Origin of the sequence: Streptomyces sp. SP18CS02 (genome assembly GCF_036322365.1) — a bacterium.
In the GTDB taxonomy this organism is placed as follows: Bacteria; Actinomycetota; Actinomycetes; order Streptomycetales; family Streptomycetaceae; genus Streptomyces.
In genome coordinates, this window is sequence record NZ_JAQYXC010000281.1 from 14,047 (window position 1) to 36,543 (window position 22,497).

The window sequence follows — 22,497 nt, forward strand, 5'->3', positions numbered from 1 at the left end:
GGAGGTACACCATGTCCGGCACACCCCTGCAGGAGTCGGCCCGCCCGGCCGAGCCCGCCCTCGCCCCGGACCCGCCCGCCGGCCGGCCCCCGCGCGGCACGCCGCGCGAGCTGCTCGCCCTCACCCGGCCCTACCAGTGGGTCAAGAACCTCATCATGGTGCCGCTGCCGCTGCTGCACCCCCAGGTGTGGACCGGCCGCGGCGTCGTCGGACTCGCGGCCGCCGTGGTCGTCTTCGTCCTCGCCTCCTGCGTCGTCTACATCGCCAACGACATCGCCGACCGCGAGCGCGACGGCCGTCACCCGGTCAAACGCCACCGCCCCCTCGCCTCGGGCCGGCTGGGCGTCCCCGCCGCCGCGGCCCTCGGCACCGTCCTGCTCCTGGCCCTCGCCGGCCTGGTGGCCGTCGTCGAGCCCGGACTCGCCTGGCCGGTCGGCGCCTACCTCGCGATCAACGCCGCCTACGGCTACGGCCTCAAGCACGTCCCCGTACTGGAGGTGTTCCTCGTCGCGGCCGGCTTCGGACTGCGCCTGGTCGCCGGATACGTCGCCGTCGCCCTGGACACCTCCTGGTGGCCCACCCTCGGCGTCTTCCTCCTCGCCGTCGTCGTGGTCCTCGGCAAGCGCCGCCGGGAGCTCGAACTGGCCGACCAGGCCCACCGCCCCGCGCTCAAGGGATACAACGCCAAGCTCCTCGACCAGCTGGTCCTGCTCAGCGCCGGGCTCGGCGTCACCACCCTGCTGTTCTTCCTCAACAGCTACGAACCGCCGTACGGCGTGTGGGCGGCGCCCCTGCTGCTGCCGCTCACGCTCCTCGGACTCTTCCGGTACATGCAGCTCGTCACGGTCTCCGGCGGCGGATCCGACCCCGTCCTCACCCTGGTGCGCGACCCGGTCATCGTCACCGCCGCGGTCCTCAACGTCCTGATATGGGCGGGCGTCCAGGCCGTCGTGCACGGCGGAATGCAGTGAACCCCCTCGCCACCGAGCGGCCGCCCCGGGCCACCGCGCGCCCCGCCCGGCGCGCACGGTGGTGCCGGGGGACCCGGCTGCTCGTGGCGGCCACCGCCCTGTGGGCGGCCTTCCTCGCACTCCACGTGCTCCTGGCGGGCAACTGGTGGCCCTGGCTCGTCGTCGAGACCATGCCTCCCCCGGCGCTGGTGGCCGTACCGGTGCTGCTGCTCGCCCTCACACCGCTGGCGCGACCGGTACGCCGCCCCCTGGGAGCGGCACTGCTCGCCCTGCTCCTGGCCGGCGCGCCGCTCGCCGGAGTCGGACCGGGGGCGTTCACCGGGTCCGTGACGGGCGGCACCGGGACGGGGACGGGCACCGTGAAGGTCTTCTCCTGGAACACCGACTACTGGCACATGAGCGACGACCCCGACGCCTTCTACGCCTATCTGCGCGACCAGCGCGCCGACATCTACCTGCTCCAGGAGTACCTGTACTGGAAGGACGGCAAGCCGGTCCGCGTCGACGACCTGGACCGGCTGCGCGCCGCCTTCCCCGGCTACCACGTGGCCGCCGAGAGCGAACTGGTGACCCTCTCCCGGCTGCCCGTCACCGCCACCCGGCTGCTCGACGGCGCGGACACCGACTGGCGCGGCAGCCGGATCCTGCGCACCGACATCCGGATCGGTGCCGAGGTGGTGTCCTTCTACAACATCCACCTCGCCGTACCGATCGACCTCGAACGCACCCCCTTCTCGGCCGGCTTCCTGCGCTTCACCCGCGAACAGCACCAGCGGCGGCAGGCCGAACTGGGCGCCCTCCGCGCCGACCTGGCCCGCAACCCGCTGCCCGCCCTGGCCGCCGGGGACTTCAACTCCGCCTGGGTGCCCCATCTGCTGCGGCTGGAGGACGGGCTGGAACGCCGCGACCCACAGGGCGCCCCGACGGCCTGGTCCTGGCCGGCCTCCGGCCTGGCACTGCCCCGGATGTGGCGCCTGGACTGGCTGTTCAGCACGGACGACGTCCGGGTCACCGGCTACCGCTTCCGCGACGGCCACGGCTTCTCCGACCACATGGCCCAGGACATCCGCATCTCCATCCAGACCTGACGAGGAACGCAGAAGAGGAGTTCAACGATGCGCACACGAACGACAGGCGCACGGGCGACGGGCACCGTCCGCCGGCCGGCCCGGGAGCCCGGGGGCCGGCCCGGGGCGAGCGAGACATTCGACGTGACGGTCGTGCTGGACTACTACGCGCCGTACGTCAGCGGCCTCACCGAGGCGGCCCGCAACACCGCCGAGGGGCTCGCGGCCCGCGGCTGGAAGGTGGCCGTGGCCTGCGCCCGGCACGACCCGACACTGCCCACGCACGAGGTGATCAACGGCGTCCAGGTCTTCCGGGCACCCGTACTCGCCAGGGTCAGCAGGGGCTTCCTCGCGCCCGGACTGCCGCTGCTGACCGCCCGGCTCGCCGCCCGGTCCGCGCTGCTGCACCTGCACCAGCCGATGCCCGAGGCGGCGTTCGTGGCCGCGCTGCGCTCCAGCGCCCGACTGGTGACGACCTATCACATCGACGCCTTCCTGCCGGACGGGCCGGTCAACCGGCTGGGCATGCGCGTCGCCGACGCCATCGCCCGCACCGCCGTACGCCGCGCCGACCTGGTCATCGTCAACAGCGAGGACCAGGCGCGCGGTTCGCGCATCTGGCCCACCATCCGGCGGCGGCCGCTGCGTGCCATTGCCTCCCCCTGCGTGGACCGCAACGGCGGCACCCCGCGCCTGCGCGACGGCAGCGGTCTGCACGTCGGCTTCATGGGGCGCATCGCCGAGGACAAGGGCATCGACCACCTGATACGGGCCTTCCGGGGGATCGACGACCCCAAGGCCCGGCTGCTCGTCGCGGGCGACTACGAGACCGTGGCGGGCGGCAGCAACATCGCACAGCTGCGGGCCGTCGCCGGCGACGACGCCCGCGTCCGGTTCCTGGGGCTGCTGCGCGGAGAGACCATCAAGGACTTCTACGCCTCCATCGACGTCTTCGCCCTGCCGTCGGTCTCCGAGTCGTTCGGCATCGTGCAGGTCGAGGCGATGATGACCGGCGTGCCCTCGGTCACCACCGACCTGGCCGGCTCCCGGTTCCCCGTCCAGGCCACGGGCTTCGGCCGGCTCGTACCGCCCAGGGACCCCGAGCGGCTGCGCCGGGCGATCCTCGACATGGCCCAGCTGCCGGACGCCGAACGCCAGGAGGGACGGCGCAAGGCGATCGAGCTGTTCGGCGGCGAGGCGTTCCTCGACCTCCACGAGGAGTCCTTCGGCGCCCTCATCGGCCGCCGGCCCGGCGGGTCCGCGGCGTGAGCACCGAACGAGCGCGCGGCCCGGCTCCCACGGCGGCGGCGCCCGGGTCCGCCGGCACGTCCCCCGCGGGAGCGGCGCGCGGGCCGGCTCCCGCGGAGGAGCCCCGCCGGTCGGGTCCCGCCGGAGCGGCGCGCGGGCCGGCCCTGCGGCGCGTCGCCGTGGTCTGCCACCAGTACCCGCCGTGGAACCTGGGCGGACTGGCCGAGTACGCCGAACGCTTCGTCCGGGGCATCCGGCGCGAGCGCCCCGGCCTCCGTCTCGCGCTGCACACCATGAACTGCCCCGGAGACCTGCCGCACCGGGAGCGGCACGAGGGCCTGACCATCACCCGGCCGCGCATGCCGCGTGCCCTCAAGCGGCGGCTGCTGGCCCCGGGCGACCGGCTCTCGGCCGGCGGCCGCGCCGTCTTCGCGCTGGCCCTGCTCCACTTCAACGCGGCGACGCTGCTCTCCCTGCTGTGCTCACGCCGTCGGGGCACCGTGGTCGCGGTGCACGACTGGCAGAGCGCCCCGGTGGGCATCCTGGCGGCCGCCCTGCTGCGGCTGCCGGTGATCTACCACGTGCACAACACCGAGGCGACCATGACGGCGACACCGGACATGACGGACCCGTTCGGGCTCATCGGACGCAGCCAGCGGCTGCTGAGCAGGCTGGCGGCCCAAGTGGTCGTCCCGACTCCCGAGATGAGGGAGCTGGTGGTCCGCCACGGCTGGGAGCCCGGCCGGATCAGCGTCGTACCGCACGGCCACGAGACCCCCGACGCCGCCGGCGCGGGACCGCACCCGGACGGCGGGCCGGGCGGGGGCGGCGCGGAGGCGGACCGGGAGACGGCCCGCGAGGAACTCGCCACCGCCTCAGGACTCCCGCCGGACGCCCGGATCCTCGTCTTCGCCGGGCGCCTGAGCCCCGTGAAGGGCGTCCACACGCTGCTGCGCGCCCTCCCCGCGCTCGCCCGGGACCATCCGGGCGTCCGGCTGTTCGTCCTCGGCGTGGGCCTTGAGGGGACGGGCCAGAGTGCCGCCGTCGACCGGCTGGTGGAGCGGCTCGGCATCCGGGACCGCGTCCACGTCTACCACCGCTACCTTCCCGCGGACGAGGTCCACCGGCACTACCTGGCCGCCGACGTCTGCGTCTTCCCCTCGACGTACGAGCCCTTCGGCCTGGTGTCCGTCGAGGCCATGTCCCTCGGCGTCCCCGTCGTCCTCGGGCCGGGCTTCTCCCGGATCATCACAGGGGACGGTCCTCATCCCGCGGCCCTGCGTACCGAGCGCGACGATCCGGCGGAACTCGCCGCCCTGGTCGGGGCGCTGCTCGCCGACCCGGAACAGGCCGAGGCCCTCGCCGCACGCGGCCGTGAGCACGTCCGGCGGACCTTCCGCTGGCCGGCGACGATAGCGGCCACGCTCCGCGTGTACGAGGACGCGCTGGTTTCGGGGGAGGGCGCGGCACGGTGAACGAGCAGAGGCAACACACCGAACCCGCGCCGCCGCCCGCCGGCACCGGCCCGCCGCCCGGTGCCGGTGGCCCCGACCGGATGACGGGGCAGCGGCCCGGGCAGCCACCCGGGCCGGCCGCCCGCGGCCGCCTGCGGACCGTCACCGGCTGTCTGCTGGCCATCGCCATCGCCGTCGCCCTGTACTGGACCGTGCGCGACCAGGACTGGTCCTCGGCCCGCCCGTTGGTCACCGGTGAGGCCGTTCCGTTCCTGCTGGCCTCGTGTGCCCTGAACGTACTGGCGCTGGTGTGCGCCATGCTGTCGTGGCGCGGAATCCTCGCCGACCTCGGGCACCGGCTGCCCGTGGGCACGGCGGCCCGGGTCTACTTCATCGGCATGAGCGCGAAGTACCTGCCGGGGCCGTTCTGGGTGGTGCTCACCCAGGCGCGGCTGGCGGGCCGTGCCGGGGTCAGCGGTCTCACCACCGTCGCCGTGTTCCTCCTGAACATCCCCGTGATCCTGCTGACCGGCCTGGTGGTCGGCGCGCTCGCGGGACCGGGGGTGTTCGGCTCCTGGGGCTGGCTGCTGTCCGCTCCCGCCGCCCTGCTCGTCTGGGTGCTCGCGCGGCCCGCCGTGGTCGGCCGGGCCGCCGTCGCGGCGGCCCGGCTGCTGCGGCGCGAGCTGACCTCGGCCGGCTCGGGCACGGACATCCGGGCGGCGATCGGCTGGCAGCTGGCCTGCCGCCTCGTCTCGGGCCTCCACCTCTGGGCGCTGGCCCTGGCTCTGGGGGCTCCGGCGGGGGAGTCGCTGACGGTGACCGTGGGCGCGTTCGCCCTGACCACGGTCGTCTCCACCCTGATCATCGTGCTGCCGGACGGCGCGTTCGTCCGGGAGCTGCTGCTGATCGGCGCGCTGTCGCAGGTGCTGCCGGTGGCGGCGGCGGGTGCGGTGGCGATCGCGAGCCGGGCGGTGTGCCTGCTCACCGAACTCCTCATCACCGCGGTCATGATGCTCGCCTCCGCCCGCCCGGCCGCGAAGCGCCTCAAGGAGCGAGCGCGAGAATGACGAACCCCCCGACGTAGAACACCGCGAAGAGCAACGGCACCCACTGCTCGACATGGGTCAGGGGCCAGTACCGCGAGCGGTCGCGCCCCTCACCCAGCTCCGTCCACTCCGCCTTCCAATAGGGCGACGCCGGTAACCTCTCCTCAAGTGCGCCGATGACGCGGTATTTCGCGGTATTGAGCTGTCGGTAGGACTTGACCAGATAGAACCAGACCAGGCATTGCACCACGAGCACGGCAGCGGGGAAGGCGAGCATCGAGGGACGCCCGGAGAGATCCAGAGCGGCAAGGGCTCCGGCAGCGGTCAGGACCGTGGTATTGAGTGTAAGGAAAAAAGTATTCGCCAGGGAACGCCTGGCGCTGACGCGGTCGGCCATTTCCACGCAGATCTTGTACTGCTCCAGAATTATGGCGCGCGTCTCCCGCTCCTCGCTGGTCGCGGGTGGTTTGTGCTGGACGTTCCACAGGCTTTCCATGGGCCTGCCCCCCTCGTTCGGCGACGCCTCGTCGCGTTCAGGTCCTTGCCGTCCCGTTCCGGTCCGGGCATGCCCCGGCCGGAACGGTCATGTGCGCGTGGAGGCGTGCGAGACCAGGATGGTTCCCCCTCCGATGTTGTGCTGCACGATCTGTGTCCACCCGGCCGTGCCGCCGTCGATCACCGAGATCGGGCGGTAGACCGACGGGTCGGCGGAGCTGTCCACGATCGACTGGAGCTCCTCGACCGCTCCCGGATCGTCCTCGATCAGCGCCTCCAGACGGCCCTGCCACCGGATCGCGGCCACCTCGCTGCTGGAGGAGCCGCTCAGGACGACATGGCGGGTGTCCTCCAGCGCGTTGGTCATCTGGGCCTCGCGATCCTCGGCCCGGCGGCTCATCAGCCGCGCCAGACGGTCCCGCAGGACGGGCCAGGCCTCGGTCGCCATGGCCTGGACGAGCACCCGGCCGGCCGCCGCCGCGATCGATGCCGCGAAAGGTTCCACCCCCGGTCACCTCCGTACATTCATAAAATCTGCTCCCGACTGTCGGTCCTCTGCTTCCGCATGCCTCAGTGGTCCCCTTCGGCGACCTCTTTCATGCGGCGCGCGAGGGCGTTGTCCGGGCCGAATACCTTGTGCAGGTTCTCATTGATCAGCCGGGCCATCTCCCGTGCCTCGGCCGTCTCGCCCCTGGCGACCAGAGCCAGAACCAGACTCGCCGCGCAGCGCAGCGTATCGGGGTGTTGTTCGCCCATGGTCTTCAGGCGGCCGGCCAAGGAGCTCCGCCTCAGTTCCAGGGCGCTCGCGAATTCGCCGAGCTTTTCCCGGATGGACGCCAGGTTGTCGGCGGAGGCCAGACTCGCCGGATGGTCCTCACCGAACCGGTCGACCCTTTTCCGCCAGACGGACGACTCGATCTGATGCGCGCGCTCGAAATCCCCGGCGCCGTACAGGGAGGAGGCGAGATTCCCCTCCGAGACGAGTGTGTCGGGGTGGTCGGGACCCAGACTCGTGATCCTGTCCCGCAGGATCTCCTGATGCAGCGCGACCGACTCCCGCCACTTCCCCTGGCCGGCCAGCGCCGCCGCCAGATTGTTCCGTGACGCCATCGTCGCCGGATGCCCGGATCCCAGGAGTCTCTCGCGCGCCTCGGTGAGCCGTCGCAGCATCGCCTCGGCCTGCTGCACATTGCCCAGTTCCCAGTCGCACAGCGCCACCATGTGGAGCGCCGCGAGGGTGTCCTCGTGCACCGAGCCCAGCAGCGGCTCGAACCGTTTGGTCACCCGGTCGGCCAGCTCCTTGGCCGTCAGCGGGTTTCCCGTGGACAGCTGGTACCAGCACAACCGCAGCAGCAGTTCGCGGAACCCGGACTCCGCCGACCACTGGACGGAGTTGACCAGCGGCATGAGGGAGCGGTAGACGGGCCAGTCGGTCGCGTCACTGGGATCACCCGGGTCGTTCGCGACGAGCATGCGGGTGAGTTCCAGCGAGAGGCGCTCGTGGTCCTCGGGGGAGAGGTTGGTGCGGATCACCGCGGCCAGTACGGGGTGCGCGTACAGACCCGCGCCCTTCTCCTCGGCGAGGTTCTCCACCAGCAGGGGCCGCACGGCCTTCTCCCGGTGGTCGCCGTCGACCACCGACAGCCGCAGCGGCGGCCCGAACACCTCGGGAGCCGCCCGCAGCAGCCGCAGCGGCAGGGGGTGAGGGGCGGTGAGCGCCAGCAGCGCCAGCAGATGGGCCGCCGCCGGGCTCTGCTCGGCCAGGCGGTCGAACATCCGCTGGAAGCGGGCCAGGAGCGAATGGCCGGAGTCACCGCCCGCCCGCAGCACCACCTGGTCCAGCCGCTTGTCGAGCAGGACCAGGAAGTCCCAGACGCTGGAACTGGAGACGCTCAGCTGGTTGGCGGCGATCCGCAGCGCGAGGGGCAGGAAGCCGAGCCGCACCGCGATCTGATCCGCGGCGTGGGCGGGGATGCCGGGCACGTACCGGTTGAGGAGCTCGGTCGCCTCGGCGGGGGTGAAGCCCCGCAGGGCCGTGCTGTAGCGGAAGTCCGCACTCGCGTCCCGGCGGCGCGTCACGATGATGTGGTACGGAAGGTGATGTCCGAGCAGCGCGTCGAGCGTCACCCCCTCGAACCCGTCCAGCACCAGCAGCGTCCTCGGTCCGGGCGAGAGGGACCGCACCCGGTGCCCGGCGTCGCGCAGCGCCGCCCCGAGGGCCGACCCGTCGTCGCAGTCGTGCCGCACGTCCGGGGGCCGGACGAACAGGACGGCGTCGTACCGGCCCCGGGCACGGTGGGCGAACTCCACGGCGAGCGCCGTCTTTCCCGCACCGGCCATGCCGGTGATCGCGTAGGGAGAGCCGTCGTCGCGGAAATGCCGCAGCATCCGCAGGAGCTCCGCGCCCCGCCCCACGAACGGGGGCGTCCGCTCCGGTACCTCCCACAGGACGGGAACCGCGTCGGGATAGGGGGGCCGGGGAGGCCGCACCCGGGGCCCGGTGCCTTCCGGCGCCTCGGGCGGCGGGCCGTGGCAGGCCGCGACCGCCTCCAGCAGACTGTCCCGCGCCTCCTCCTCGGCCAGCCCGGCGAGAGCGATCTCCGGCAGGGCGGACAGCTCGGTGTCCGCGGGCCCGTCGAACTGCGAGACCCGCAACGGAAGGACGTGCGCGGGCCGCTCGGTGACCGCGCCGGCCCGCCACGAGGATTCCTGCGCCATCCAGGCGCCGCTGGAGAAGTCGGGAGACAGCAGCACCAGGACCTTGGCACTGCCCTCCAGCGCGTTGCGCAGCATGTACGACCACGTCCCGCCGGACGCGGCCGCCACATCGGGCGAGACCCGGTACCCGGCATCGGTCAGCTGGGCGGCGATCCAGTCCGCCCAGGGTTTGTCCGCGGCCACGTGCGCGAGGAAGAAGTCGAACCTGATCCGGCCTTGCGGGCGCTGCCGGTAGCGCTGGCGCAGGGTGGCCCGCTGGGACGACGCCATCGGCACGGCCTTGGTGATCGCCCCCCGTGTCAGATGGCCCGTGAGCCGTTCGAACGCCGCCAGCAGGGTGTCCTCCTGCTGCGGCCGGTCGCCGACCGTCGCCAGCAGCTCCTCGTAGGCGTACAGGCTCCGGTAGGGCACCTCCACATCGCCCCAGTAGCGCTCGACGTCCATCGTGCCGTCGGGCGGGAACGCGTGGCGGAAGCTCCACTGCGCCCAGTCCCGGCTCTCCTCCAGCCGGTCCGCCTCCCCGCTCTCCACGCGCATGGGGACCGGCAGCACGCGCACCGCGCGGTCGGCCCGTCTCCGCATCACCGACTCCACGACGCTGGCGCACCCCGAGATGGACTGGGTGCTCATCGTGAAGCAGGCGACCAGGGTGTCGGGCAGCTGGATGGTGCAGACGCCCGAGGTGTCGCTCAGCCCGGTCCTGCTGTCGATCAGGACGTAGTCGTAGGCGCGCGCCATCTGTTCCCGCAGCGACTCGATGAAGGCCCCGCCGCCGAGCCGGTTGTAGAAGGAGTGCCAGTCGAAGGAGTTGACCCGCTGGCCGAACGACCTGTTCTGCCTGCCCGCGCAGAGCAGGTCGATGTGGCCGTTGTCCGGGAACTGCCACCGCAGCGAGACCGCGTGCTCCAGCGGGTCGGCGAAGGGTTCGTGCCAGCCCGGCGCGCCGTCGGCTCCCCGGTCCAGCGCCGCGAGCGCGAAGTCCCACAGCAGGTCGAGCACGCCGGGGGTGGACTGGAGCTCCTTGTCGAGGAGGAAGGGGTGGAAATAGCGGTGCAGTCCGGGGGCCTCGAGATCCCAGTCGACCACCAGGACGGACTTGCCGTTGCTGGCCAGGATCCAGGCCACGTTGGCCAGGGCCATCGTCCTGCCGGTGCCGCCCTTGTACGAGTAGAACGTCACGATCTCGCCGGGCTCCCCAGCCGTCGCTGTCCCCATCATCCCTCCGAGGGTCCGTCGAGGAAGGGCCGGGAATCGAACAGCACGCCCGGACCGCTGCGCAGGGCAGGGCGCACCTGGGTCGCCTGCATCATCACTTGGCGGGTGAGTTCGACGAGGATCTGACGTAACGCGTCCTTGAACGCCGCCACCGTCTTGAGCGACATCTTGAACACCGGCTCACGCAACTGCGCGTGGCGGCTGAGCACGGTGAGCAGCTGCTGGCTCAGCGCGTCCGTCCGGGCGGCCGTCTCGGTGTCGGAGGCGCTCTGGGGCACGGCCATCCCGGTGTTCATGGTCAGCCGTTTGTCGTACTCGCTCAGTGCGGCCTGACGGCCCTTCAGTCCAATGGTCCACGGGTCGAGGATGATAACGGCGAGCTCGTTGTCGGCCTCCACCTTGTCCAGTAACCGGGTCACCTCGCCATCGAATTCCTGCGGCTGCGGCATGAGCCGTAACTCCGAGGCGACCTCGATCGCGTACAGCAGGACGGGCTCGGGGTGCTCCGGCGCGTAGGGAGCCCACTCGTCCTGTCTCCGGCCGTACGGGGTGGTGTCCTGCCGGAGCCCGCCGAGATCCTCCCGGGTGCCCGATGCCACCACCAGCCGGACGCGCTTGGGGCCCGAGGAGGACGCGCGGGGACCCGGCACGGTGTGCCCGGCGGCCGGTTCCGCCCGCGCCAGGTCCTCGTCCGCGGCCAGGAGGGTCGCGGCCGTCACCGCCTCGGCCGCCGGCGTCTCCCGCGGCGGGGCGGACAGGTCGTGGAAGGCGTTGCCGAGGGAGTCGAAATCCTCGGACACCGTGCCCGCCGCCAGGGGGCTGTCGTCGATGAGCTCGGCAAGCCGCTTTCCCAGGGCGAAGATGATCTCCTGGTAGAGCGGGCCGTATTCCTTGTTGTGCTTGAGCTGCACCAGCTGACGCAGCCCCCGGCTCGCGTACCGCTCGCCGAGGTCGGGCTGTCTGGCCCAGATGTCCGCGGCGGCCTTCGGGACGGACCGTCTGCCGTCGAAGACCCCCTCCCAGATGACCGGGAAGATCATCTCCGGCTCCGGGTCGGCCGTGCCGAGTCCGTGCTCCGCCTGGCGGCGGCTGAAGGCCCACCATTCCTTGCCGCAGAACTGGCTGGCGAAGTAACGCGGGGAGTAGAGCGGTATGAAGACCTTGCAGGAGCCCAGGGCCTCACTGAGTTCCCTGCGCCATCTCATCGCCGTGCGCATCTCGAGGTAGTTGTAGCCCAGCGTGTCCGGGGCGAGGGCCGTGATGTGACCGATCTCGGTGCACAGGTCGTCGAAGAAGTCGCTGACCAGACCATTGCCGTTGTCCTCCCCGGAGAAGCTGAGGAAAAGCTGCACCATGCACACCCGCCACCGGTCCGCTCCCCCCTGACGGCATGCGATGCCCCCAGGCCTGCCGTCGGCAGTTTCCCAGAAGAGGCCGCCCGCGTCCGGGACTCCGCGAGGAACATCCCGATCGGACGACACCGCGGGCGCCGGCCGGGAGCACCGGCGCCCCGTCGGCGCCCGTCTCCTCCCTCGCGCCCCCGGCGCGCCACTGGCCGGACGCCCCGTGCGCACGCCCTCCGGCCGGCGCGTCCGGCCGGCCCGCCGCCGGCGCGGTCACAGCCAGCCGTTGCGGCGGAAACTGCGGTGGATGACTCCGCAGGCGGCCGCCATGACGCAGAGCACGGCGGGATAGCCGTAGGTCCAGCGCAGCTCCGGCATGTGCTCGAAGTTCATGCCGTAGATGCCGCAGACCATGGTGGGCACCGCCACGATCGCCGCCCATGCCGTGATCTTCCGCATGTCCTCGTTCTGGGCGAGGGTCACCTGGGCGAGGTGCGCCTGCAGGATCGAGTCGAGCAGGGCGTCATAGGCGGCCAGCTGATCGGTGACCCGGGCGAGGCGGCCCGCGACATCACGGAAGTACGGCTGGAGGCCGGGGCCCACCTGGGGCAGCGGCGTGGTGACCATCTCGTGCAGCGGCCGGTCCAGCGGCGCCACCGCCCGCTTGAGTTCCATGAGCTCGCGCTTGAGCTGGTAGATGTGTCCGGCGTCGCCCCGGCTCGCGTTCTCGCTGAAGACCGTGGTCTCCACGGCGTCGATGTCGCTCTGCAGGGCGTCCGCCACCCCGAGGTACTCGTCGACGGCGTGGTCCGCGATGGCGTGCAGTACGGCCGCGGGCCCCTTGGCCAGCTGCTCCGGTACGGACTCCAGTGCCTCCCGCAGCGGCCCGAGCGAGCCGTGCCCGCCGTGCCGGATGGTGATCACGAAGTCGGGCCCGGCGAAGACCATCAGCTCGCCCGTGTCCACCACCTCACTGGTGGCGGTGAGTTCCGCGTGCTCCACATAGCGGCAGGTCTTGAGGACGGCGAACAGCGTCTCGTCGTACCGCTCCAGCTTGGGCCGCTGATGGGCGTGCACGGCGTCCTCGACGGCCAGCGGGTGGAGCCCGAACAGATCGGCCACCTCGGCTATGTCCTCGGCGGAAGGCTCGTGCAGCCCGATCCAGACGAAGCCCCGGCCCGAGGTGCGCACCCGCTCCACCGCGTCCGGCACCGACCGGGCACCGGACTGCCGCACACCGTCCTCGTACACCACGCAGTTGACCACCGCGCTGCCGAGCGGGGAGCGGGCGGGATGGCTGAGGTCCACGGTCCGGCGGTAGGCCCGGCGCACCACGCGCCGGAGGCTGCGGATCATCGACACGTACTGGCTCCTTCGTTCGACCGGCGGTCAGTGTGCCACCAGCGCGTTCCGCGCCAGGACCAGGGCCGCCCGCTCCCGGCGGCGCACCGCCGCCCGGCCGGCGCGCCTTCCGGGCCACGCCCCGGCGCGGGCCGGCCCGGACGCGGACGCGCGAACACTTCGCGCACGCCCCCGGTCCGGCCCGCCCGCCCTCCGGGGCCATGCGCGATCCGGCCGTTCTTCGCACCCTCCGCCACCCGCCCGACGGCCTCCGCCCCCTCACGGTTCCCCCGTGCGCGGCCGGTACACGGCACGTCAGAGGGGTTGCGGCGCGGCCGGCCTCCCGAGGCAGGCGTCAGCATCGCGTCAACGCGTCCCGGCCACCCGTCAGCATCACGTCAGGGGCGGCTCCGAGGACGGTGCGCGCGGGCATACCTTCGGAGCAACGCCCCGGCCGCCTCCCCGCACCGGGGCTCCTCGCTCGTTCCGAGGATCCTCCAGGAGGAATCCGATGTCAGAGCTCCTGTGCGCTGAAGAACCGGAGCCATCAGCGCCCGCCCCGGCCGGTCCGCTCTACGTCCCGGTCCGGCCGGGCCCCCACGGCTACGCGGTACGGCTGTTCCGCACCCCTCCCGGTGGCCGCACCGCCATCGGCTTCACCACCGAGCACCGGCTGACCACCGCGCTCGGTCCGCACCAGCCATGGGTCCGGCTCGCCGGCCCCGTGCTGCGCAGGCTCGTCACGCCCCTCGGCGTCACCACCCTCACCGTGGACCCGTGCCTCTCCGCGCCGTCCGCGGTCCCCCTCGCCCGGGGGGACGGGGAGGGCCCGTGCCCGCGGCCCGGCCGGGCGCCCGCCGCCGTACCGGTCGGCGAACCGGCGGCCGCCCCCACGGCACTGTCCACGCGGACCGGCTGAAGGAGTTCCGCGTGAACATCGGTCAAGCTCCGGCCACCACCACGGCGGGCGCGGACGACCTGTCCGTCTGGCCGGCCTCCACCGCCCGGCTCGACCACGGCGACCTGGGGGTCGGCGGAGTGTCCCTCGCCGGTCTCGCCGAGCGGTTCGGCACCCCCGCGTACGTACTCGACGAGATCGAGGTACGCGAACGCGGCCGCACCTATCTGCACGCCTTTCCCGGCGCGCAGGTGTTCTACGCCGCGAAGGCGTTCCTGTGCCGCGCCATGGCGCACTGGGCCGACGAGGAGGGGCTGGGACTCGACGTGTGCTCGGCGGGGGAGCTGGAACTGGCGGTCACCGCCGGCTTCCCGCCCGAGAACATCGTGCTGCACGGAAACGCCAAGTCGCCCCACGACATCGACGCCGCCATACGGTTCGGTGTCGGCCGCATCGTCATCGACAGCCCCTCCGAGATCGCCCGGCTGGTCGCCGCCGTCGCCCCGGGCGGGCGCCAGAAGGTCATGGTGAGGGTGGCCCCCGGCGTCATGGCCGGCGGACACGACAAGATCCGGACCGGTACGGACGACCAGAAGTTCGGCCTCACCATCACCGACGGCCACGCCCACCACACCATCGCCCGGATCCTCGACCAGCCGCGCCTCGAACTGACCGGCGCGCACTGCCACTTGGGCTCCCAGATCACCTCGGTCAAGCCGTACGCGACGGCCGTGCGACGGATGGTGGGCCTGATGGCGCGCGTACGGGACAGCCACGGCGCCGTGCTGCCCGAGCTCAACCTGGGCGGCGGCCACGGCGTGGCGTACCGCCCCGGTGAGCCCGCCCTCGACATCACCGCCCTGGCCCGCACCGTCCGCGCCGAGCTCGACGAGAGCTGCGCGGCGGCCCGGCTGCCCGTGCCCCGGCTGCTCATCGAACCCGGCCGCGCCGTCGTCGGGCCGGCCGGCGTCGCGCTGTACCGCGTGCTCGCGGTCAAGCGCGGCGGACAGCGCGTCTTCGTCGCCGTCGACGGCGGGATGAGCGACAACCCGCGGCCCGCGCTGTACGGCGTGCGGTACGCGCCCCGCCTCATCGGGCGCCGGTCGACCGCGGCCCCCCGCCGGGCGGACGTGGTCGGCCGGCACTGCGAGGCGGGCGACGTACTGGCGGCCGACGCCGAACTCCCCGGCGACATCCGACCCGGAGACCTGCTGGCCCTGCCGGTCGCCGGGGCCTACCACCTCTCCATGGCCTCGGGCTACAACCTCGTCGGGCGACCGCCCGTGGTCGCCGTCGCCGACGGCCGCGCCCGGCTGCTCGTACGCCGCGAGTCGCTCGACGACTTCCGCAGCCGGGACGTCGGGCTCTGACGCCCGGGGGCACCGGGAGGACGCCCGCACCGCACCGTCACCGCGTCACCGGCGCCTACCACCGGGACAGGTCGTAGGCGTCGGTGACGCAGTCCCTCTCGCAGCCGCCGCTCGCGTACCGCCGGCGCAGGGCGGCGGCCGCGTCGGACCGGGACGGGTGCGGATAGCCGAAGTGCTCCCGCGCGAGGTCCATGACGTCGTCGGTCCTGACGATGGCCGGCTCTCCCGCGCCGGCCCGGCGCCGGGCGGCCGCGATCGCCATGTCGGCCGACCGGAGCAGCGCCTTCGGATACCGCCGGGCCCGTGCCCTCTGCGCGCGGGCGCGGGCGAAGGGCCGCGACGCCCGGCCCTTGCCCGCCAGTCCCGCCAGTACGAAAGCCATACCGACCGCCGCCACCACAAGGCCGAAAGCGTTGCTCACCGCCGAACCCTCCATCACCGATTCCCCGTACGGCGTCCCCCCACGTGCACCCGACTTCGTCCCCGGCCGTGACGCCCCCGGCGCCCCGATGTTACTCAGGGCAATCCGGGCAAGGAGCCCCGATGCAAGAGGAAGGACGAATCATGATCGAGAAGCTTCTCACCGCCGTCGCCGCAGCCGGTGCCGCCGCCGTCGTACTGGGCGCGTCCGCCCCGATGGCCGCCGCCGTGGGCGACCGTCATGTCTCGACGAGCAACGGCAACGGTTCCGTGCAGTCCTACGGCAACACCTCAGCCGGTGACGTCACGTCCACCGACGCGTCGGGTACCGAGTTCGTGGGGCAGGCACTCGGCGTGCTGCACGGCGCCCGCTGAGCTGCCCACCACCGCCGGTCGCCTCCGCCCGCCCTGCGGGCCGTCCGGCGGCGCGGGCGGAGGCCGTCGTGGGGCGCGCGGGGGATCACCGGTGCCGTGCCCGGCGGTGGCCGGCGGCTGGTCCACCCGCCGGCCCTCCGCCGCGGGACGCCCTGACCGAAGGCCGACTCGCCGGCCAGGTCGACGCCCACGTCCGTGCCCCGCGCCTCTTCTCGCCCCTCTCCGGGCCCCGCCCCGTTCCGGCGGCCCTCATCGCCGCACCGCCGCCACGGGCGAGATCCGGAAGGGCCCGCCGGGCCGGCCCGGGGGACGCCGGCCTCCGGGCCGGCCGTGTCCCCGTGCGTCCGCGTGCGTCCGCGTGCTTCCGGGGCGGGGATACGGCTGAGCTCGCAAGGGTGCCTCCTCGTGGGGGCATACGGCAGGGCCGCGTCCGAAGTGCCGGCCGGCCTCGCGCCATCGGTCGTTCACGCTAGCGCGGGGGCCCGATTCGCGGGAACCACGCCTTTTGGCCGTTCTGCGGAGGACGTCCTGGCGCCCCCGGATGTCCTGGCCCAGGGCCAGCCCCCGTCCACGTCCTTGCGCCGTGCGCGCCCCCGGGCGGCGGCGAGGGCGCGGGCGAGCGCGTCAACGCCGCACGAGGCGCCCGCCGGGCGCAGGGGGCCAACAGGGCTAGTAGGAGCTGCGGGGGCGGGCGCCGCCGGGGGACGATGAGGCCCCCGGCGTGCCCGTGCGCGGCGACGGCACGGGAAGGAGCTGTCATGGGCACCACCGAAGGGTTCCCGTCCGCCCGCGGCGAGCCGGACCGGACCGGAGTCAGGGCCTCGTCCCGGGGCGGGCTCATGGACGTCCTGGCGGTGGCGGCCCTGGTCCTGGACGCCAGAGGACGCATCGTCCTGTGGAGCCCCCAGGCGGAGCAGCTGCTGGGCTACACGGCGGAGGAGGCACTGGGCCGGTTCGCCGCCCGGCTGCTGGTGGACGAGGAGCGCTTCGATCTCGTGCTCGGCCTCTTCTCCCAGGTGATGAGCAGCGGGGAGACCTGGGCGGGCGTCTTTCCCGTACGGCACAAGGACGGCACCACACGCATGCTGGAGTTCCGCAACATGAGGCTGTTGGACGACCTGGGCGACCTGTACGCCCTGGGGCTGGCCACCGAGGAATCGACGCTGCGCCAGGTGGAGCGGGATCTCGCGCTCTCGGTGCGGCTGGTGGACCAGTCCCCGATCGGGCTGGCCGTCTTCGGCGCCGATCTGCGGTACGTGGCGGCCAACGCCGCCCTGGAGCGGCTGGACGGCGTGCGCGCCGGGGAGCACCTCGGGCGCAGGGTGGGGGAGATCCTGCCGTTCGTCGACGCCGGGGCGGTCGAGGCGGAGATGCGGCTGGTCCTGGAGACCGGCGTCCCCCTGCTGGACCGGCAGGTCGTCGGGGGCATCCAGGCCGATCCGGCCGACGATCACGCCTGGTCGGTGTCGCTGTACCGGCTGGACGACTCGGGCGGCCGGGTCCTCGGGCTGGCCATGTCGGTGATCGACGTGACCGACCGGCACCGGGCGGCGGCCGAGGCGGAGCAGGCCCGCCGCCGCCTCGCCCTGGTGGCCGACGCGTCGGTACGCATCGGCACCACCCTCGACCTGGAACAGACCGCCCGCGAGCTCGCCGACGTCGCCGTGCCGCAACTCGCCGACATCGCCGCCGTGGACCTCCTGGACCACGTCCTGGAGGGCAGACCCGGTCGGTCCGAGGGCCCGGCGGACATCCGGGCCCTGGCCGTCGCCGCCGCCTACCCGACCGTCGCCGTGGCGGCGGCCGACCGCCCGGGCGAGGTGGCCCACTACGGAGCAGACCGGCTCGTCACCCACTGCCTGCGCACCGGCCGGCCGGTGCGCGAGCCCCACCTCGACGACCAGTTGCTCTCCCGGGTGGCCCGCGACAGCCATGCGGCGGCCCTGCTGGTGGAAGCGGGGGTCCACTCCTATCTGGCGGTGCCCCTGATCGCCCGGGGAGAGGTCCTGGGCGCCCTCGACCTCAAACGCGCCAGGAACCGGCAGCCCTTCACCGAGGACGACACCCTGCTGGCCTGCGAACTGGCCGCCCGCGCCGCCGTGGGCATCGACAACGCCCGCCTGTACCGCCGGCAGCGGGACACCGCCCTGACCCTCCAGCGCAGCATGCTCCCCCAGACGCCGAGCGAGCTCGTCGCGCTGGAGGTCGCCTCCCGCTACCAGCCCGCCGGCTCCGGCGCGGAGGTCGGCGGCGACTGGTTCGACATCATCCCCCTGCGGGACGGCAGGACCGTCCTGGTGGTCGGTGACGTGATGGGCAGCGGCATCAACGCCGCCACCACCATGGGCCGGCTGCGCACCGCCACCCAGACCCTCTCGCGCCTCGCGATGGCCCCCGCCGAGGTCCTGCGCCACCTCGACGAGATCACCGCCGGCCTGGACTCCCTGATCGCCACCTGTGTGTACGCGGTGTACGACCCGCGCCGGGGCAAGTGCTGCATGGCCAGCGCCGGCCACCTCCCCCCGGTCCTGGTCCGGCCCGGAGACGACCCGAAGCTGCTCGACCTGCCCACCGGCGTGCCCCTGGGAGTGGGCGGCATCCCGTTCAGCGAGGTCACGGTCGACATCGCCCCCGGCGACCGGCTCGTCCTCTACACCGACGGACTGGTCGAGACCCGCGACGACGACCTGAACACGCGGCTGGAGCTGCTGCTCGGTCTGCTCCGTGTGCCGGACGGGTCGCTGGAGGAGACCTGCGAGCGCCTGCTGCGCGAACTGCGTCACCCCAGCGACCAGGACGACGTGGCGCTCCTGGTCGCGTGCGCGGGTGAGAGCCCCGGAGGGTGAGGGCGCGGCGTGGCACCGCCGCCGTCCCCCGGGAGGTCCGCGCCTTCGTACCCCCGGAGCCCGAGCCCGGAGCCCGGAGCCCCTGAGCCCTGAGGGGCCCCGGCCACCCCTTGTCCGGGCCGCCGTCCCGCGTCCCGTGCGGACGCCCGGGGAGCGAGCGGCTCTTTCCCTCGCCCCCTCCCCGTGATCGGTCCGTCCCCCCATCGAAACCGTCTTCGCGTGTCGGGTACATAGGAAATTTGTCCCTCCCGGGCTCTCCTTGACAGTCGACTTTTCGGCGGCGTTCCATTGAGCGTCATCTGCGTCATCTGCCTCACCACCGCACCGCGTAGAACGCGGGAAGCGAATCCAGGCACAGTGCGAGCCGAGTCGGCCCATCCGCCGAGCGATTGTTGGAGCGCGCCATGGAAATAAAATCCAGCTCGACCAAGAACCGGTACGCCCGGCCACTGGGGATTGGCGCCTACCGCCCGGCCCGGATCGTCGGCAACGCGGAGATCTGCGAACTCATCGATTCGAACCCGGAGTGGATCGAGGCGCGGTCCGGCATTGCCACCCGGCGTTTCGCGCAGGACGAATCCATAGCCTCGATGGGCGCCCGTGCCGCGGAAAAGGCGCTGAGCGCGGCCGGCCTGACCCCTTCGGACGTCTCCTGCGTCATCCTCGCGACGATGTCCTATCTGCATCAGGCACCGCCAGCCGCTGCCGCCTGCGCCGCCGAACTCGGGGCGACCGGTGCCGCCGCCTTCGATCTGGGGGCCGCCTGTGCGGGGTTCGCGCACGCCCTGTCCGTCGCCAACTCCCTGGTGGTGACGGGGGAGGCCGACCATGTGGTGGTGATCGGCGCGGAGCGGATGAGTGACATCGTCGACCCGCGGGACCGCTCCACGGCCTTCCTCTTCGGCGACGGGGCGGGTGCGATGGTGATCGGTCCCGCCGCGGAGCCCGGCTTCGGACCCGCCGTGTGGGGCACCGACACCACCCATCTGCGCGCCATCGAACAGAGCCGTTCCTTCGCCGAGCTGAAGGACCCCGGTGCCGAGGGCTGGCCGTACCTGGAGATGGCCGGGCAGGAGGTCTTCCGGTGGGCCATCGGCAAGGTCGCCCCGGTGGCGCTGAAGGCCGTCGAGGCCGCCGGGGTCACCCTGGAGGACCTGGACGCGTTCGTACCGCATCAGGCCAACATGCGCATCACCGACGCCGTGGTGAAGGGCATGGGGCTGCCTGCGTCGGTCGAGGTGGCCCGCACGGTGCGCGACGACGGCAACACCTCCGCCGCCTCCATCCCGCTCGCACTGGAGGCGCTCGTGGCGGCGGGCCGCGTGAGGCCGGGCGGGCTGGTGCTGACCGCCGGGTTCGGCTCGGGGCTGAGCTACTGCGCCCAGGTCGTCACGCTGCCCTGACCCGCCGGCGGCGATCTCCCCGTCCGGAACCGCCCCGCCGAAACCGGACATCCGGTCTTTTCTTCGGTTCCGCTCTTCAACGATCAGGGGCGCGTGCCGCATGATGGAGGAGGCCAAGGGCTGGCATATGCGGGGAGGCTGACCATGCGGCAGCAGCGCCAATTGCGGAAGAAGTGCGCCGAGCTGATCCGCCGGCTCCAACTGCCGGTCCCCTTCGACATCGACGTATTGTGCGCGCGAATCGGCGAAAGCCGCGGCCGCCCCATCCGTCTGGCGCCCCTCGACCTCCCCGCCGGCAGCCCCTGCGGGCTGCTGGTCTCCACCGCGTCCACGGACTACATCTTCTACGCGGCGGACACCACCCTGACCCATCAGAAGCATGTCATCGCCCATGAGCTGGGCCATCTGCTCCTCCACGAGGGGTCGGCGGGCGGCTCCCACGCCCACGACGGGAACTCCCTGGTCCCCGAGGAGATCGACACCGCGCTGGTCAGCCACATGTTCGGTCGCAGCCAGTACAGCCACCCCGAGGAATTCGCCGCGGAGTACTTCGCCACCCGGATGCTCCGCCAGGTCAGCGACTGGGACTTCGTACCCCCCTCGGCGCCCGAGGGCATGACCGACCTGGTGCAGCGGCTCGAACGCTCACTGCACCACGGGCAGGACTGACGACGGCGCCGGCGCCACCGCCGGAAATCCGACAGCGGCCGAATCGGCCGGCAGCATCGGAGCCGGGTCGACGGCATCGGGACGGCGCAATCCATTCGCATTCCGGCCGGAATGGACCGACAGCCGGGGAGTGTTGGGCAGAATAGCGGGCGGTCCGCCGGCCGGGCCATGGGCCGAATTACCCAGACCGGCGGCGTTGACGGTTTACCGGTGGCCCCCGCAGGATCGTACGGAACTCGTGTCCCGTGCCCCTCGTCCATTTTTTGGAGAAACCGGTGACCGCAGGCTCTGCCGCTGCCCTTTCCACCGCCTCTCGGGGGCTGGAGGGAAACACACCACTCGATGCCCTCGGCATCGGATTCGGACCATCGAATCTCGCCCTCGCGATCGCCCTGGACGAGGCCGCCGGACCCGGGCCGGCCGTGCAGTTCTACGAACGCCTGCCCCGGTTCTCCTGGCACCGCGGCATGCTGCTGCGGGATGCCACGATGCAGGTCCATTTCCTCAAGGACCTGGTGACGATGAGGAATCCGACGAGCAGGTTCTCGTTCCTCTGCTATTTACGGGACCGTGGCCGACTGGCCGACTTCATCAACCACAAGGCACTCTTCCCCAGCCGTCTGGAGTTCCACGACTACCTGGAATGGTGCGCCGCGTCGGTGGACGCCGACGTCAGCTACGGGTGCGAGGTGCTGTCCGTCGAACCGGTGGCCGACACCGACGCCGTGCGGTACCTGGACGTGCGCCTGCGCCGGACGGACGGCGACGGACGGTCCTTCGTGCGACGGACGCGCAACGTGGTCCTCGCCCCCGGCCTGCGCCCCCGGCTGCCCGAGGGGGTGAGCGAGTCAGGCCGCGTCTGGCACAGCAGCCGGCTGCTGCCCCGCCTTGAGGACTTCCCCGATGAACGGGCGCCCCTGCGCTTCACCGTCGTCGGCGCCGGGCAGAGCGCGGCCGAGGTCGTCTCCCACCTGCACGGCCGCTTCCCGCAGGCCCAGGTGCGCGCCGTGTTCTCCGCGTACGGCTACACCCCCGCCGACGACTCGCCCTTCGCCAACCGCATCTTCGACCCGCCCGCCGTGGACGACTTCTACCAGGCGCCGCCCTCGGTGCGCCGGATGCTCACCGACCGCCACCGCAACACCAACTACGCGGTGGTGGACGCCGATCTCATCGAGGAGCTGTACGGCACCTGGTACCAGGAGAAGGTCGTGAACGAGCAGCGGCTCCTGATCGACAACGCCTCCCGGCTGCTGGACACCGAGGAGACGGCGGACGGCCTGCACCTCACGCTGGAAACACTGACCACGGGCACGAAGAGCCGCGTCGAGTCCGACTACCTGGTGTACGCCACGGGATACGTCCCCACGCCGCCCGAGGAACTGCTCGCCCCGGAGCTGGTCCGGTACTGCAAGCGGGACTCCTCCGGACATCTGCGCGTGGGGCGCGACTACCGGCTGGAGATGGAGGACGGCGTGCACTGCGGCATCTACCTGCAGGGCGCCACCGAGTACACGCACGGCCTGAGCTCGACGCTGCTGTCCAACACGGCCGTACGCGCGGGGGAGATCGCCCACGCGCTGACCGGCCGGCCGCCGCAGGACGCCTGAACTCCCCC

The 22,497-nt window shown here is 72.6% G+C and carries 18 protein-coding genes; 12 read left to right on the forward strand and 6 right to left on the reverse strand.

The window, feature by feature from the left end; translation table 11 throughout:
- The first annotated feature begins 11 nt into the window (after positions 1 to 11).
- The 5 genes from PUR26_RS15170 to PUR26_RS15190 are packed head-to-tail and all read left to right on the forward strand — an operon-like array spanning position 12 to position 5,807.
- Positions 12 to 971, forward strand: a complete 960-nt coding sequence (locus tag PUR26_RS15170) for a UbiA family prenyltransferase (protein ID WP_329872885.1) — start codon at positions 12 to 14, stop codon at positions 969 to 971.
- On the forward strand, positions 968 to 2,059 hold the full coding sequence (locus PUR26_RS15175; protein WP_329872886.1) for an endonuclease/exonuclease/phosphatase family protein: 1,092 nt from the start codon (positions 968 to 970) through the stop codon (positions 2,057 to 2,059). Before PUR26_RS15170 ends, PUR26_RS15175 begins: the two co-directional genes overlap by 4 nt.
- A 27-nt stretch (positions 2,060 to 2,086) precedes the next feature.
- Positions 2,087 to 3,307 carry a glycosyltransferase family 4 protein gene (locus PUR26_RS15180; protein ID WP_329872887.1) on the forward strand — a complete coding sequence of 407 codons (1,221 nt, stop codon included), beginning with the start codon at positions 2,087 to 2,089 and terminating at the stop codon, positions 3,305 to 3,307.
- A complete protein-coding gene (locus PUR26_RS15185; protein WP_329872888.1) occupies positions 3,304 to 4,761 on the forward strand; it encodes a glycosyltransferase family 4 protein in 1,458 nt (485 codons plus the stop codon). Before PUR26_RS15180 ends, PUR26_RS15185 begins: the two co-directional genes overlap by 4 nt.
- On the forward strand, positions 4,758 to 5,807 hold the full coding sequence (locus tag PUR26_RS15190) for a lysylphosphatidylglycerol synthase domain-containing protein (RefSeq protein WP_329872889.1): 1,050 nt from the start codon (positions 4,758 to 4,760) through the stop codon (positions 5,805 to 5,807). The genes PUR26_RS15185 and PUR26_RS15190 overlap by 4 nt, the downstream gene beginning before the upstream one ends.
- Here the strand turns inward: PUR26_RS15190 and PUR26_RS15195 are convergent.
- The 5 genes from PUR26_RS15195 to PUR26_RS15215 form a co-directional block, all read right to left on the reverse strand.
- Complete coding sequence (locus tag PUR26_RS15195; protein WP_329872890.1) at positions 5,785 to 6,282, reverse strand: RipA family octameric membrane protein; 498 nt, start codon at positions 6,280 to 6,282, stop codon at positions 5,785 to 5,787. The two genes, PUR26_RS15190 and PUR26_RS15195, sit on opposite strands and share 23 nt — an antisense overlap.
- An 87-nt stretch (positions 6,283 to 6,369) precedes the next feature.
- A complete protein-coding gene (locus PUR26_RS15200; protein WP_329872891.1) occupies positions 6,370 to 6,786 on the reverse strand; it encodes a hypothetical protein in 417 nt (138 codons plus the stop codon).
- Positions 6,787 to 6,851: 65 nt separating this feature from the next.
- A complete protein-coding gene (gene fxsT, locus PUR26_RS15205; protein WP_329872892.1) occupies positions 6,852 to 10,217 on the reverse strand; it encodes an FxSxx-COOH system tetratricopeptide repeat protein in 3,366 nt (1,121 codons plus the stop codon).
- Positions 10,214 to 11,569, reverse strand: coding sequence for a TIR-like protein FxsC (locus PUR26_RS15210; RefSeq protein WP_329872893.1), 1,356 nt, complete (start codon positions 11,567 to 11,569; stop codon positions 10,214 to 10,216). The genes fxsT and PUR26_RS15210 overlap by 4 nt, the downstream gene beginning before the upstream one ends.
- A gap of 261 nt (positions 11,570 to 11,830) precedes the next feature.
- Positions 11,831 to 12,913 carry a magnesium and cobalt transport protein CorA gene (locus PUR26_RS15215; RefSeq protein WP_329872894.1) on the reverse strand — a complete coding sequence of 361 codons (1,083 nt, stop codon included), beginning with the start codon at positions 12,911 to 12,913 and terminating at the stop codon, positions 11,831 to 11,833.
- Between the two features lie 496 nt (positions 12,914 to 13,409).
- Between PUR26_RS15215 and PUR26_RS15220 the strand changes: the two genes are divergently transcribed.
- Together PUR26_RS15220 and lysA are read left to right on the forward strand one after the other, a co-directional pair.
- Positions 13,410 to 13,817, forward strand: a complete 408-nt coding sequence (locus PUR26_RS15220; protein ID WP_329872895.1) for an SAV_915 family protein — start codon at positions 13,410 to 13,412, stop codon at positions 13,815 to 13,817.
- Positions 13,818 to 13,834: 17 nt separating this feature from the next.
- Entirely contained in the window at positions 13,835 to 15,166 is a 1,332-nt protein-coding gene (gene lysA / locus PUR26_RS15225) for a diaminopimelate decarboxylase (protein WP_329873212.1), read from the forward strand.
- A 55-nt stretch (positions 15,167 to 15,221) separates the two neighbouring features.
- Here lysA and PUR26_RS15230 read toward each other — a convergent pair whose 3' ends face one another.
- Positions 15,222 to 15,587 carry a hypothetical protein gene (locus PUR26_RS15230; protein WP_329872896.1) on the reverse strand — a complete coding sequence of 122 codons (366 nt, stop codon included), beginning with the start codon at positions 15,585 to 15,587 and terminating at the stop codon, positions 15,222 to 15,224.
- A gap of 143 nt (positions 15,588 to 15,730) precedes the next feature.
- Here PUR26_RS15230 and PUR26_RS15235 point away from each other — a divergent pair, with 143 nt between their 5' ends.
- The 5 genes from PUR26_RS15235 to PUR26_RS15255 all read left to right on the forward strand — a co-directional run bounded on the left by PUR26_RS15235 (position 15,731) and on the right by PUR26_RS15255 (position 22,489).
- The gene (locus PUR26_RS15235) at positions 15,731 to 15,961 is read left to right on the forward strand and encodes a hypothetical protein (RefSeq protein ID WP_329872897.1); all 231 of its coding nucleotides are present in this window, start codon (positions 15,731 to 15,733) and stop codon (positions 15,959 to 15,961) included.
- A gap of 758 nt (positions 15,962 to 16,719) precedes the next feature.
- The gene (locus PUR26_RS15240; protein WP_329872898.1) at positions 16,720 to 18,807 is read left to right on the forward strand and encodes a SpoIIE family protein phosphatase; all 2,088 of its coding nucleotides are present in this window, start codon (positions 16,720 to 16,722) and stop codon (positions 18,805 to 18,807) included.
- Positions 18,808 to 19,211: 404 nt separating this feature from the next.
- The gene (locus tag PUR26_RS15245) at positions 19,212 to 20,210 is read left to right on the forward strand and encodes a beta-ketoacyl-ACP synthase III (RefSeq protein WP_329872899.1); all 999 of its coding nucleotides are present in this window, start codon (positions 19,212 to 19,214) and stop codon (positions 20,208 to 20,210) included.
- Between the two features lie 144 nt (positions 20,211 to 20,354).
- A complete protein-coding gene (locus PUR26_RS15250; protein WP_329872900.1) occupies positions 20,355 to 20,879 on the forward strand; it encodes an ImmA/IrrE family metallo-endopeptidase in 525 nt (174 codons plus the stop codon).
- 275 nt (positions 20,880 to 21,154) lie between these two features.
- Complete coding sequence (locus PUR26_RS15255; RefSeq protein ID WP_329872901.1) at positions 21,155 to 22,489, forward strand: lysine N(6)-hydroxylase/L-ornithine N(5)-oxygenase family protein; 1,335 nt, start codon at positions 21,155 to 21,157, stop codon at positions 22,487 to 22,489.
- Positions 22,490 to 22,497: the final 8 nt, after the last annotated feature.

Excerpts from the sequence above, each read along its gene's own strand:
- PUR26_RS15235 (WP_329872897.1), top strand. The coding sequence starts at position 15,731 with ATGATCGAGAAGCTTCTCACCGCCGTCGCCGCAGCCGGTGCCGCCGCC.
- PUR26_RS15180 (WP_329872887.1), top strand. The coding sequence starts at position 2,087 with ATGCGCACACGAACGACAGGCGCACGGGCGACGGGCACCGTCCGCCGG.
- PUR26_RS15210 (WP_329872893.1), bottom strand. The coding sequence starts at position 11,569 with ATGGTGCAGCTTTTCCTCAGCTTCTCCGGGGAGGACAACGGCAATGGT.
- PUR26_RS15195 (WP_329872890.1), bottom strand. The coding sequence starts at position 6,282 with ATGGAAAGCCTGTGGAACGTCCAGCACAAACCACCCGCGACCAGCGAG.
- PUR26_RS15240 (WP_329872898.1), top strand. The coding sequence starts at position 16,720 with ATGGGCACCACCGAAGGGTTCCCGTCCGCCCGCGGCGAGCCGGACCGG.
- PUR26_RS15215 (WP_329872894.1), bottom strand. The coding sequence starts at position 12,913 with ATGATCCGCAGCCTCCGGCGCGTGGTGCGCCGGGCCTACCGCCGGACC.
- fxsT (WP_329872892.1), bottom strand. The coding sequence starts at position 10,217 with ATGATGGGGACAGCGACGGCTGGGGAGCCCGGCGAGATCGTGACGTTC.
- PUR26_RS15170 (WP_329872885.1), top strand. The coding sequence starts at position 12 with ATGTCCGGCACACCCCTGCAGGAGTCGGCCCGCCCGGCCGAGCCCGCC.
- PUR26_RS15250 (WP_329872900.1), top strand. The coding sequence starts at position 20,355 with ATGCGGCAGCAGCGCCAATTGCGGAAGAAGTGCGCCGAGCTGATCCGC.
- PUR26_RS15245 (WP_329872899.1), top strand. The coding sequence starts at position 19,212 with ATGGAAATAAAATCCAGCTCGACCAAGAACCGGTACGCCCGGCCACTG.
- PUR26_RS15220 (WP_329872895.1), top strand. The coding sequence starts at position 13,410 with ATGTCAGAGCTCCTGTGCGCTGAAGAACCGGAGCCATCAGCGCCCGCC.